Raw genomic sequence first — 13,457 nt, 5'->3', positions numbered from 1 at the left:
AGTGAAATAAAAGTTGAAGATGATTGCTTCACTTTTACTTCATGCCCACTTTAAAATTACACCTAAGGAGGTCCTAACATGACCCTTTCAATAGTTGTACCATGCTACAATGAAGAAAAGGTGCTTCGTGCCTTTTATTCAGAGACTTCTCTTGAAATTCATAAATTAACTACCGATTATGAATTTGTTTTTGTTAATGATGGTAGTAAAGATGATACTTTAAATATTTTACGTGATTTAGCTAGTGCAGATTCATCGGTACACTACATATCATTTAGTCGAAACTTCGGAAAAGAAGCTGCAATGTTAGCTGGTTTAAAATATGCTACAGGCGATGCAATTGTTATTATGGATGCTGACTTACAACACCCTCCTACGTTAATAAAAGAACTGTTAGAAGGATATAACGACGGCTACGACCAAGTCATTGCAAAAAGAACAAGAACTGGTGATTCACCCGTTCGCTCTTTCGTCTCTCGTCTTTACTATAAAGTGATGAATAAATTTGTAGATATTGAATTAGTAGACGGTATTGGTGACTTTAGACTTTTAAGTCGAAGAGCAGTAGATTCTTTATTATCTTTAAGTGAATACAACCGATTTTCAAAGGGCTTATTTTCTTGGATCGGTTATAACGAATTAATCATTGAATATGAAAATGTATTACGTTCTGATGGAGAAAGTAAATGGACCTTCTCGAAATTATTAAATTATGGAATTGATGGTGTAATTTCATTCAATAATAAACCGTTACGTCTATCTATATATCTTGGATTACTAACAACCATTTTAGGACTTTTATACGTAATCACTACGTTCGTTCAAATCATCCTCGGTGGTGTGGAAGTTCCTGGTTACTTTACTCTCATTTCCGCTATACTATTTATTGGCGGTATTCAACTCATATTCCTAGGTGTTATTGGTGAATATATCGGTCGTATTTATTATGAAACAAAACGTAGACCGCATTTTATTGTAGCTGAAAAGAAAGTTAGTGAAGTTAAACAAAAGGCATAACCAAAAAGTTACTTCTGTAGGAGAAGTAACTTTTTTATATACTAACATTTACAAACACTTCTTTTGAAAAAATATACATTTTGAAATGATAGCATTATATGAAAGAATTTAGTATCATGATTCAAGGTACTATTTCAAGTTGGACGGAGGATACTATGAGCTTATTAACAGTTGAAAAATTAGGACATACATTTGGCGATCGTACATTATTTAAAGATGTATCTATGCGATTATTAGCAGGTGAGCACGTTGGATTAGTTGGTGCAAACGGTGTTGGTAAATCAACATTCATGAATATCATTACTGGTCAGCTTATTCATGACCAAGGTCGCGTAGAATGGACACCGGGCACACATTACGGCTACTTAGATCAGCATACTGTTTTAACACCTGGGCGTACAATCCGTGACGTACTAGCGGATGCATTTTTACCGTTATTCGAAAAGGAAAAAGCTTTAAATGAAGTTACAGAAAAAATGGGAACTGCTACACCAGAAGAACTAGAAGAACTTCTTGAGCAAATGGCAGAAATACAAGATGCACTTGAAGCAGGTGGTTTCTACTTACTAGATATGAAAATTGAAGAGGCTGCACGTGGTCTTGGAATTGATGCAATTGGTTTAGATCGTGATGTTTCAGCATTAAGTGGTGGACAACGTACAAAGGTATTGCTTGCAAAGCTATTACTTGAACAGCCAGAAGTGTTATTGCTTGATGAACCTACTAACTATTTAGACGTTGAACATATTCATTGGTTAACAAATTATTTGAAAGAATATCCACATGCATTCTTATTAATTTCTCATGATACGGAATTTATGAACAAATGTGTTGATGTTATTTTCCATCTAGAATTCACAAAAATGACACGCTATACAGCGACATATGAAAAATTCCTAGAACTAGCAGAAATCAATAAAAATCAACATATAAACGCTTATGAAAAACAGCGCGAGTTTATCAAAAAGCAAGAAGACTTCATTGCAAAGAACAAAGCTCGTTATTCAACGACAGGTCGTGCAAAGAGTCGTCAAAAACAACTTGATCGCATGGAGCTTATTGATCGTCCGGAAACAGCAATTAAACCGGAATTCTCATTTAAAGAAAGTCGTGCAAGTAGTCGCTTCGTCTTTGAAGGTGAAAATGTAGAAATCGGATATACACATCCGCTACTCCCAAAGCTATCAATGACGATTGAACGTGGTGAAAAAATTGCTATTGTTGGATGTAACGGTGTTGGTAAATCAACGTTGCTAAAAACAATCTTAGGTAAAATTAAACCTTTAAGCGGTAAAACAAGTCTTGGTGACTTCTTAGAGCCTGCATACTTTGAACAAGAAGTTAAAGCTGATAATATAACACCAATTGATGATGTATGGAATACATTCCCTGGCCTAGACCAGCATCAAATTCGTGCGATGTTAGCAAAATGCGGATTAAAAAATGAACATATTTCTCGCCCATTAAGTCAATTAAGTGGTGGAGAACAAGCAAAAGTTCGTTTATGTAAGCTAATGGGTGAGGAAAGTAACTGGCTATTATTTGATGAGCCGACAAACCATCTTGATGTTACAGCAAAAGCGGAACTTAAGAAGGCTATGAAAGCATATAAAGGAACAATTCTCCTTGTATGTCACGAACCGGACTTCTATGAAGATTGGATCACAAAAGTTTGGGATGTTGAAGAGTGGGCAGAAAAAAACAACTAAATTATTTCCTATCAGTAAAAAAGCCGTTCCTAAAAATATTTTGGGACGGCCTTTTTTTATAAACAAGGATTTTTTATATCTCTCACAATATAAAAAAATTAAATATGTTAATAATATCCTAGTTTTTTAATGATTACATTTCAATGATATTTTTGGTATTATTTAGATAAAATAGGAAAGGAATTAATTAAAATGGTATTTAGTAACCTTGTCTTTTTATGTTTATTTTTACCTGCTGTACTCTTAATTTATTATGCTGTACGCAAAGAACTACAAAATATAGTTTTATTATTTTTTAGTTTAGTATTTTATGCTTGGGGCGAACCCATTTATGTTTTTCTAATGCTATTCTCTATCCTTGTTAACTATTGGTTTGGGATTTTATTAGGGAATAGTCGCTTCACAAATGGTCAAAGAAAATTATTACTAACGTTTGCAATTGTAATGAATATCGCTATTTTAGGATATTTTAAATACGCAAACTTTTTAGTAGATAATATTAACTCTATCTTACATACCAATATTGTTCTTGAAAAAATACCTTTACCAATTGGTATTTCATTTTTCACGTTCCATGCGATGAGTTATATTATCGATATTTATAAGAAAAAAGTCGATGCTCAACGAAATATCTTTGATTTGGCCTTATACTTTACTGTATTTCCACAGTTAGTAGCAGGACCAATTGTTCGTTATAATACAATTTCTCACCAATTACACCAGCGAACTGTTGATGCCGACAAATTCTCTGAAGGTGTCCGCCGATTTATTATTGGTTTGGGTAAAAAAGTTTTAATTGCTAACCAATTAGGTGTTATAGCCGATGAAATCTTCTCAATGAATCCTTCTGATATGAGTGTATCATTAGCTTGGATGGGAGCCATTGCCTATACGCTACAAATTTACTTTGATTTTTCTGGATATAGTGACATGGCAATTGGATTAGGAAAGATGTTTGGATTTGATTTTCTAGAAAACTTTAATTATCCATATATCTCAAAATCCATTTCTGAATTTTGGCGTCGTTGGCATATTTCGCTCGGTTCTTGGTTCCGTGATTATGTCTATATTCCACTTGGAGGAAATCGCGTTACAACTTGGAAAGTTTATCGTAACCTCTTCATCGTATGGGGACTAACCGGTTTTTGGCATGGTGCTAGTTGGACCTTTATGATTTGGGGTATTTATTACGGAATTCTAATTGCACTTGAAAAAGCTGGACTCGAAAACCTGCTTCAAAAATTATGGAGTCCTCTTCAACATATTTACGTGATGTTTTTAGTTATTATTGGATGGGTGTTTTTCCGTGCAGATAACTTCAGTTATTGCTTTGAATTCCTAAAATCCATGTTCGGATTTAACAGTCCTTTAACAGATATTAACAGTTACTTCTATATAATGAATTATTGGGGAATTTTCTTATTAGCTATTATTACTGCAGCACCCGTATTCCCATGGTTACAAAAAATGTTATCGACAAAAAGATTTGCTGTTTTATCGCCAGTATATTATTTAAGTATTCTAGTCATTGTTTTAGTATTCCTAACAAATGCAACTTATAATCCATTTATTTATTTCCGTTTTTAAAGGAGGTTCACTATGAAAAAATTTCAAAACCTCACTTTAATAATGGGGTTCCTTACAGTTATTTTTGGGGTGGGTATTTGGACAGCAAAAGTTATCCTTATAGATAAAAAAACATTTTCTGAATTTGAAAACAGGAACTTAGCTATTAGACCTGCTGTAAATGCTTCTACTATAAAGACTGGAGAGTTATTCAAGGGTATCGAAACATACTTTACAGACCATGTTGGACCTAGGGATCTCTTTCTTGAAAGCTATATAAAATTCCAACTCTCTATGAATCGAACATTTGTAAATAACATTCATGTTACAAACGATCAATTTATTTTTAATAGACCTAATATGGAAAATCATTTAAATGATGTTGATGCTGGTGTTCAGGAATTAAAAACTTTGAAAAAAGATTTTCCACAAACAGAATTCTATTTCTCTTTAGTTCCTAGTAAGCAGACAGCGTTACAGTATAAGCTTCCCTCTTACCTAAATCTTGGTTACGAACAAATTCTTAGGGATCACCTTGCTGAGAAATTGACAGCAACGAAATTCCCTATTATTGATGTATTACCAATGTTTAAAGAAAGATTTACTAAAGAAAAACTAGAACGAATGTATTTAACTACAGATCATCATTGGAATATGGAAGGTGCCTTTTATGCATATGAGGATACGATGAACTTTATTAATTCTCATTCAAATAAATATAAAGGACAACCAATAAAGAAAGACGACTACACTATTAACTGGGAAAAACCGAAAGGAAAGTTTGTTGGTAGCTGGAATAATCAATTGTACCGCTTAATTGATACTTCATCCGTACAAATCCCATATGTCCGCTATAATTTCGGTGAATCTTGGGACGACTACACAGTTTACTACGGTGCTATTAAAGATAATACTGCTAAAGAATCAATGACTCAGTTTTACGGAAAAGAAAAAGATGTTCCTGCTCCTGGATATGCTAATGTTTATCAAACAGATTTCCCTGAAATAAACATCATTAATACAAAGGCAGACAATGATTTACACCTTGTTATCTTAAAAGATTCGTATGCTGATGCTACATATCCTTTATTCGCACGTAATTTTGCTAAAACAACTTTTATTGACCCTCGTTACACGCAAGGAAAAAGTGTGAAACAGCAACTAGAAGAACAAAATGCAGATATTGTATTGTTTATATACAACGACACCAACGTTTATGGTGACATGTATAAATTTCAAAATGTAAAATAAATACTATTTTCAACTTTAATCAGTGGGAATGAAATCCCACTGATTAAAGTCTCAATTTATATAGTAATATCGAGCTAACCTCAATCTAAAATCCTTCAAATCATTATACGCTTCTAAATTCGCTAACATCCCTCGAATAACTGGAATCCTTGGATTTGGCACTCTCATTTCGGATTCTAAAACATCTAAAGTAACTAAAACCTCATCATTTTCTAGTTGGTCTGCTAATGTTCGTTTTAATATAATAATTTCATTTAAAAAATGCTCTTTCACTTGTTCTTTAATAAGCTCTGAGCTACAAAAAAATTCTCCCATTTTTGCTTCATTTAAAACAGGCCCTTCCGAAGATTCTAGAAGCCCTTCTACTAAATCGTCTACTCTTTTTAAAATAAATGAGGCAACATGAATGAAATCAATTTTTGGTTCATTTAAAATAATCAATTGTAAATAACCATGGCATATACCTTCTACCATAATTACTAAATCCAATAAATATGGCATAACCTTTTCACCATAAATGGACAATAAACTATTCCGATAAAATGTATGAGACTCTAACTTCATCCGCATCATAAATTCTTCTACTTCTTTATTAAACGGAATCGCATTTTCTCTCGCATGCATAATAATAAATTCTTTATGCTTTTGTATATCATTAAACTGACAATGTAATTGTTTTGCAAATTTTTCACGTGGTAATAAAGACTCTTGTTCAATATCCAGCATTTTCTTTTGGATTTTGTCATAATAATATCGAAGTGTCGCTAATAAAAGCTCATCTTTCGATTTAAAATATAAGTAAAAAGCTCCCTTAGATATACCACTAGCTGTCACAATTTCCTGCACTGATGTCGCATTTACACCCTTAGTAGCAAATAACTTCATAGCCGATTCTATAATTAAACGCTCTTTTTCTTTCATATCTTCTCTCCTAAATTTAATCTCGCATCTTATTATAAATGTATTATACCATCTCTTTTTATTGACGATTGACCGAACGGTCAGTTATATTATGTATTAGACTGACCAGTTGGTCAATATAATAAAAAGGGAGCGCAAACATGAACAAAATCATCAATTTCTCGTTAAAAAATAAGTTCGCAGTTTGGCTACTAACCATTATTGTTACTATTGCGGGGATCTACTCTGGACTCAATATGAAGCTGGAAACAATCCCTGATATTACAACACCGATTGTGACAGTAACTACGGTCTATCCTGGTGCTACACCAGAAGAAGTAGCTGATAAAGTTTCAAAGCCGATGGAAGAACAACTACAAAATTTAAGCGGTGTTAACGTTGTGAGTTCATCATCTTTTCAAAACGCATCTTCTATTCAAGTAGAATACGATTTTGATAAAAATATGGAAAAAGCAGAAACAGAAATTAAAGAAGCTCTCACAAATGTAAAACTCCCAGAAGGTGTTAAAGATCCTAAAGTTTCACGAGTAAACTTCAATGCCTTTCCAGTTATTTCGTTAAGCGTGGCAAGTAAGAATGAATCTTTAGCTACCTTAACTGAAAATGTAGAAAAAAATGTTGTACCAGGATTAAAAGGACTTGATGGTGTTGCATCTGTTCAAATTGCTGGCCAACAAGTAGATGAAGTACAGCTTGTCTTCAAGAAAGATAAAATGAAAGAACTAGGACTAAGTGAAGATACCGTAAAAAATGTGATTAAGGGATCGGATGTATCTTTACCACTTGGCTTATACACATTTAAAGACACGGAAAAATCAGTTGTTGTAGATGGCAATATTACAACGATTAAAGCGTTAAAAGAACTTAAAATCCCAGCTATACCTTCCTCACCTAACGGTCAAGGTAGTCAAAATGCTGGCGCTGGTGCACAAACGCCGCAAATGAATCCAGCTGCTATGAACGGGATTCCAACAGTTACATTAGACGAAATTGCTGACATTAAAGAAGTTGGGAAAGCAGAATCTATTTCTCGAACAAATGGAAAAGAAGCAATTGGAATTCAAATTGTGAAGGCCTCTGATGCAAATACAGTTGATGTTGTAAATGCAGTAAAAGATAAAGTAAAAGATCTTGAGAAAAAATATAAAGATTTAGAGATCATTTCAACATTCGACCAAGGTGCACCTATTGAAAAATCAGTTGAAACAATGCTGAGCAAAGCAATTTTCGGCGCTATCTTTGCGATTGTTATTATTATGCTGTTCCTACGAAATATTCGAACAACGTTAATTTCTGTCGTTTCAATACCACTTTCTTTATTAATTGCTGTTTTAGTCATAAAGCAAATGGATATTACGCTTAACATTATGACACTTGGAGCAATGACCGTTGCTATAGGCCGCGTTGTCGATGACTCAATTGTTGTTATTGAAAATATTTACCGACGTATGTCGTTATCAGAAGAGAAATTACGTGGAAAAGATTTAATTCGTGAAGCTACGAAAGAAATGTTTATCCCAATTATGTCTTCCACCATTGTAACAATTGCTGTATTTTTACCGCTTGGACTAGTAAAAGGTATGATTGGTGAAATGTTCTTACCATTCGCCTTAACTATCGTCTTCGCTTTATTAGCATCATTACTAGTAGCAGTTACAATCGTACCGATGCTAGCTCATTCCTTATTTAAGAAAGAGAGCATGAGGGAAAAAGAAGTACATCATGAAGAAAAACCAAGTAAATTAGCAAATGGGTATAAACGCATACTTGCATGGGCTTTAAATCACAAAATTATTACATCAAGTATCGCTGTCCTTCTATTAGTTGGTAGTCTTGCACTTGTACCAGTTATCGGTGTAAGTTTCTTACCTTCTGAAGAAGAAAAAATGATTATTGCAACATATAATCCTGAACCAGGTCAAACGTTAGAAGACGTTGAAAAAATTGCAACAAAAGCTGAGAAGCACTTCCAAGATAATAAAGACGTCAAAACAATTCAGTTCTCATTAGGTGGAGAGAATCCAATGAGTCCTGGTCAATCAAACCAAGCAATGTTCTTCGTGCAATATGATAACGACACGAAAAACTTTGAAAAAGAGAAAGAACAAGTCGTTAAAGATTTACAGAAGATGTCTGGCAAAGGCGAATGGAAAAACCAAGACTTCGGAGCAAGTGGCGGTAGTAACGAAATTAAACTATACGTTTATGGAGATAGCTCAGAAGACATTAAGCCTGTCGTAAAAGATATTCAAAATATCATGAAGAAAAATAAAGACTTAAAAGATATAGATTCTAGTATTGCAAAAACATATGCAGAGTACACTTTAGTCGCAGATCAAGAAAAGCTGAGTAAAATGGGCTTAACGGCTGCTCAAATTGGAATGGGACTTTCTAATCAACATGATCGCCCTGTTCTGACAACAATTAAAAAAGACGGTAAAGATATCAATGTATATGTAGAAGCTGAAAAACAAAATTATGAAACAATCGATGACTTAACAAATCGCAAAATTACAACACCACTTGGTAATGAAGTAGCTGTGAAAGATGTTATGACTGTAAAAGAAGGTGAAACATCGAATACAGTAACACACCGAGATGGACGTGTTTATGCAGAGGTTAGTGCCAAATTAACATCTGATGACGTTTCAAAAGCATCTGCTGCAGTACAAAAAGAAGTAGATAAAATGGATCTTCCTTCTGGTGTAGATGTTTCTATGGGCGGTGTTACTAAAGATATTCAAGAATCATTCAAGCAACTTGGCCTAGCGATGTTAGCTGCGATTGCCATTGTATACTTCGTTCTTGTCGTTACATTTGGTGGTGCCCTAGCACCATTCGCAATTTTATTCTCGCTACCATTTACAATTATTGGGGCTCTTGTTGCCTTATTAATCTCTGGTGAAACATTAAGTGTATCTGCAATGATTGGTGCGCTTATGTTAATCGGTATCGTTGTAACAAACGCAATCGTGCTTATCGACCGCGTTATTCATAAGGAAAATGAAGGACTATCAACACGTGAAGCTTTATTAGAAGCTGGTGCAACACGCCTTCGTCCAATTTTAATGACTGCAATTGCAACAATCGGTGCTCTTATTCCGCTTGCATTAGGATTTGAAGGTAGTGGCTTAATTTCTAAAGGACTTGGCGTAACGGTAATTGGTGGATTAACAAGTTCAACGTTATTAACACTTCTTATTGTTCCAATCGTTTATGAAGTATTAAGCAAATTTAAAAAGAAAAAAACAAAATAACAAAAAAATAACCTCGCTAACTGCGAGGTTATTTTTTATTTCCAAACAAGATTTGGAAATCGCCATAGCCTTCTTTCTCTAATTCCTCTTTTGGAATAAATCGAAGAGCTGCGGAATTAATACAGTAACGAAGGCCATTTGGTCCTGGACCATCTGGAAATACGTGCCCAAGATGTGAATCTCCTTCTTTACTTCTCACTTCTGTACGTGTCATATTATGACTCACATCCATCTTTTCTTTCACACTTGCTGACATCACTGGTTTTGTAAAACTAGGCCATCCACATCCACTATCAAATTTATCTAGAGAAGTAAACAACGGCTCACCTGAAACGATGTCTACATAAAGACCTTCCTCTTTATGGTTCCAATACTCATTTCGAAATGGTGGTTCTGTACCATTTTCCTGTGTTACATAATACTGCATCTCATTGAGTTTTTCTTTTAAATGAGCATTATCCTTTGGCCAATGTTGCTTAATAAAAGCATCTCGTCCTGAGCCTTTACGATATAACTCATAGCGGAATGTATTTTTCTTATGGTATCCTTGGTGATATTCTTCAGCTGGATAAAATGTAGCTGCTGGTAGTATTTTTGTCGCAATTGGTTTTGAAAAGCGTCCACTCTGCTCAAGCTCTTCTTTTGAGGCCTCTGCTTTTTTATGTTGTTCTTCATTATGATAAAAAATCACCGTTTCATAAGACTGTCCGCGGTCGTGGAATTGTCCACCAATATCGGTCGGATCAATTTGTCTCCAATATATATTTAACAATTCCTCATACGGCATTTTATTTGCATCAAATGTAATTTGTACTGCCTCATAATGTCCCGTCGTTTCTGAACATACTTCTTTATACGTTGGATTCTCTTTATGACCACCTGTATAGCCAGAAACAACCTTTATAATCCCTTCCATCTCTTCAAATGGTGAAACCATACACCAGAAGCACCCTCCAGCAAATGTAGCCAATTCTACCTTTTCATTTACAGCCATTACTTCACCCCTATTCTATGTTCTGCTTACAGTATGGCATAAGAAACATCATATTATAAAAGAAAAAGCACCGAACATCGATGCTTTTTCTTTACTTCACTTTATTTTTTCCAACATCCTTCTCCATTTCATCACTTGTCACGTCTAAAACATCTAATAAGAAGATGAAGATTGGAATACCGATAATTAATCCCCATACACCTAAGAAGTGTTCTGAGAAGATTAATACCATAAATGTATAGAAAATCGGTAAATTTGTTTTTTGCGACATAAACTTCGGGTTTAATACGTAACTTTCAAGCGCATGAATCACTGTTACGATAACCAAAATATAAACAACGTACATGATACCGCCAATATTGTAAGCAATCATACAAAGTGGGAATAACGAAATGATAACCCCCGCTACTGGAATTAAGCCAAGCAAGAAAATCATTAACGCTAAACCTAATAATTGCGGGAATCCTAATATCCATAATGCGATAACTGAAAGAACGCAGTTAACAACAGCAATTAAAAATTGCGCTTCGATTACCTTTCCAAATGAACGTGCAAATTTCTTTCCGAAGTACTCAATTTCAGTATAGAAAATTGCAAGCCTGCTTTCTTTAAACTTTGCAGTAAAACCGACAATACGAGATTTTTCTAATAAGAAAAACAAACTCAAAATTAAAGAAAGTAAAACTTGAAGGCCAAATTTACCAACATTCGTAATCGATTTATACAAAATGTCTACGCCTTGTCCTACATATTTAGAAAGCTCCATATGATTGACAGCATTAACTGCATACTTAATTAGTTCACTATCTGGTGGGTTTCTTAAAAATACATTGAATTGGTAAATCAGTTGTGAAATTTGTATCGTCAATACTGGTAAATATTTAAATAGCGTAATAGCAATTCCACCAATTAACATTACATATAGAAACGCTATAATAATTTTTCGATTAATAGGCATGAAATGATCTAATTTGCGTGAAATAAACTTTTGGAATCGATCCATTAAATACGTGAGAATAAACGTAATTAATATTAAATTCAACATACTTTGCAGCCCGTATAACACGAGAGCAAGTATTACTAATACGAGTAACCTCTGGAATCCTTTGCTTTGAAACAGGTTTTTTATTTGCATAATCGACGAATACTCTCTCCTGTCCTATAAACTAAAACGTTAATAAGTAGATTTCTCTCTCTTTTCTACTTTTAATTATTCATTCATATTAAGATTTTTATAAACTCATTATATGCCTACCTTACCAGGTATATAGTAGCCTACTTCTTATTTTACAATACAATGACCTAATTCAAAACGTATTCTACATAGTATTAATGAAGATTTAAGGAAACTTACATTTTTTAATAGGTCTTACCACTACTGTAACATAAAAAGCAAGCTATCAGTAGAAATCTGTCCTACAAATAGCTTGCTTTTCTTATTTTTTAAGTAAGTTTTACTATCCAATGAATGGCATGAACATTGGGATGACAACTACTGTTACAACCCCAACTACCGTTACAGCAATACTTGCCATCGCTGCCTCTACCTCACCCATTTCAATTCCTACTGCAACTCCTAATGCATGACCCGCTGTTCCAAGTGCTAAACCTTTTGCAATCGGATGTTTCACTCTAAATGTTTTTAAGAATAATGCTCCTAATGCGTATACGATAACTGCGTTGAAAATAACTGCAAACGATGTAATTGCTGGAATACCACCAATACTTTCTGAAATTGGTAACGCAATTGCTGTTGTTGCTGCTTGTGGTAGCATTGAATTCATTACTGCTGTATCTAAACCGATTGCTTTTGCAACAATGAACACGACAATTACTGAGCAAATAGATCCAACCACGATAGCTGATAAAATTTGCCACCAATATTTTTTCAACTTATCAACTTGTTTATATAGTGGGATAGCGAATGCAATTGTTGCTGGCTCTAAGAAGAAACTAATCATTTTTCCGCCAGTATTATATTCTTCAAAAGTAAAGTTACCTACCTTTAGAAATACAATCCCTAATACCATCGCCACGAATAATGGTGTAAATAGGAAGAACCCTTTTGAATGCTTGAATAATAATGTTCCGATTCCGTATGCGATTAATGAAACGACGATTCCGAAATATGGAGTCATTGTGCTTGCCATGTTCATTACCTCCCAACAATATATAAATACAATGGTTACGCAACCTTTTCGTGCTTGCGTCCTTTATTTACTACTTTCAATTCTTTTGTATCTTCTGTTTCTTTTTCATCTTTTCCTAAAATAAATTGTGCAAATAATCCTGTTACAGCGAGTAAAATAACTGTTGCTACAACAATTACAGTTAAAATTTGTACAAAGTATTGTCCCATTACACCAAGAGAATTAATAACTGAAATACCTGATGGGACGAATAAGAATCCAATAATACCTGTTAAAGCTGTTCCGAGTGATTCAACTTGCTCCAATTTAATAACTTTTAAACATAATAGACTAAATAAAATAACTAACCCGATTACCGATGAAGGCATTGGAATTGGTAAATGTGTTGCAATAATATTAGAAATTAACATAATAGCTGAGAATATGAATGCTTGTGATAAGAAACTATATACTTTTTTCGTACTCATTTTGGCCACCTCTTTCGATTTGGTACCTTTATTGTATAGGATATAACCGCCTAAGTAAGCGTTTACATAACGGAATGTCAAATATACAGAATCAGTTACAAATATAAAAGGATGAAATACAAAAG

10 protein-coding genes are annotated in these 13,457 nt (G+C 34.0%); 5 read left to right on the top strand and 5 right to left on the bottom strand.

What is annotated here, in order from left to right:
- The first annotated feature begins 78 nt into the window (after positions 1 to 78).
- The 4 genes from M1D66_RS00310 to M1D66_RS00295 all read left to right on the top strand — a co-directional run bounded on the left by M1D66_RS00310 (position 79) and on the right by M1D66_RS00295 (position 5,543).
- Positions 79 to 1,017, top strand: coding sequence for a glycosyltransferase family 2 protein (locus M1D66_RS00310; protein WP_000175825.1), 939 nt, complete (start codon positions 79 to 81; stop codon positions 1,015 to 1,017).
- 155 nt (positions 1,018 to 1,172) lie between these two features.
- Positions 1,173 to 2,726 (top strand): ABC-F family ATP-binding cassette domain-containing protein, encoded by a 1,554-nt coding sequence (locus M1D66_RS00305; protein ID WP_000055409.1) that lies wholly within the window; start codon positions 1,173 to 1,175, stop codon positions 2,724 to 2,726.
- 192 nt (positions 2,727 to 2,918) lie between these two features.
- A complete protein-coding gene (locus tag M1D66_RS00300) occupies positions 2,919 to 4,313 on the top strand; it encodes an MBOAT family O-acyltransferase (RefSeq protein ID WP_000232078.1) in 1,395 nt (464 codons plus the stop codon).
- Positions 4,314 to 4,325: 12 nt separating this feature from the next.
- Positions 4,326 to 5,543 carry an alginate O-acetyltransferase AlgX-related protein gene (locus M1D66_RS00295; protein ID WP_000714499.1) on the top strand — a complete coding sequence of 406 codons (1,218 nt, stop codon included), beginning with the start codon at positions 4,326 to 4,328 and terminating at the stop codon, positions 5,541 to 5,543.
- A 51-nt stretch (positions 5,544 to 5,594) separates the two neighbouring features.
- Here the strand turns inward: M1D66_RS00295 and M1D66_RS00290 are convergent, their stop codons facing one another.
- Positions 5,595 to 6,464, bottom strand: coding sequence for a TetR/AcrR family transcriptional regulator (locus M1D66_RS00290; RefSeq protein ID WP_242554914.1), 870 nt, complete (start codon positions 6,462 to 6,464; stop codon positions 5,595 to 5,597).
- A gap of 140 nt (positions 6,465 to 6,604) precedes the next feature.
- Between M1D66_RS00290 and M1D66_RS00285 the strand changes: the two genes are divergently transcribed.
- Positions 6,605 to 9,721 carry an efflux RND transporter permease subunit gene (locus M1D66_RS00285; protein ID WP_001033494.1) on the top strand — a complete coding sequence of 1,039 codons (3,117 nt, stop codon included), beginning with the start codon at positions 6,605 to 6,607 and terminating at the stop codon, positions 9,719 to 9,721.
- Between the two features lie 28 nt (positions 9,722 to 9,749).
- Here the strand turns inward: M1D66_RS00285 and msrB are convergent, their stop codons facing one another.
- The 4 genes from msrB to lrgA all read right to left on the bottom strand — a co-directional run bounded on the left by msrB (position 9,750) and on the right by lrgA (position 13,332).
- On the bottom strand, positions 9,750 to 10,715 hold the full coding sequence (gene msrB, locus M1D66_RS00280) for a peptide-methionine (R)-S-oxide reductase MsrB (protein ID WP_242554913.1): 966 nt from the start codon (positions 10,713 to 10,715) through the stop codon (positions 9,750 to 9,752).
- 91 nt (positions 10,716 to 10,806) lie between these two features.
- Positions 10,807 to 11,850 carry an AI-2E family transporter gene (locus tag M1D66_RS00275; RefSeq protein ID WP_001166010.1) on the bottom strand — a complete coding sequence of 348 codons (1,044 nt, stop codon included), beginning with the start codon at positions 11,848 to 11,850 and terminating at the stop codon, positions 10,807 to 10,809.
- A 322-nt stretch (positions 11,851 to 12,172) separates the two neighbouring features.
- Complete coding sequence (gene lrgB / locus M1D66_RS00270; protein ID WP_000168869.1) at positions 12,173 to 12,865, bottom strand: antiholin-like protein LrgB; 693 nt, start codon at positions 12,863 to 12,865, stop codon at positions 12,173 to 12,175.
- 35 nt (positions 12,866 to 12,900) lie between these two features.
- Positions 12,901 to 13,332 carry an antiholin-like murein hydrolase modulator LrgA gene (lrgA, locus tag M1D66_RS00265; RefSeq protein WP_088015221.1) on the bottom strand — a complete coding sequence of 144 codons (432 nt, stop codon included), beginning with the start codon at positions 13,330 to 13,332 and terminating at the stop codon, positions 12,901 to 12,903.
- Positions 13,333 to 13,457: the final 125 nt, after the last annotated feature.

Source organism: Bacillus sp. PK6-16 (genome assembly GCF_056530295.1).
This window is presented reverse-complemented; position numbering and strand designations above follow the sequence as displayed.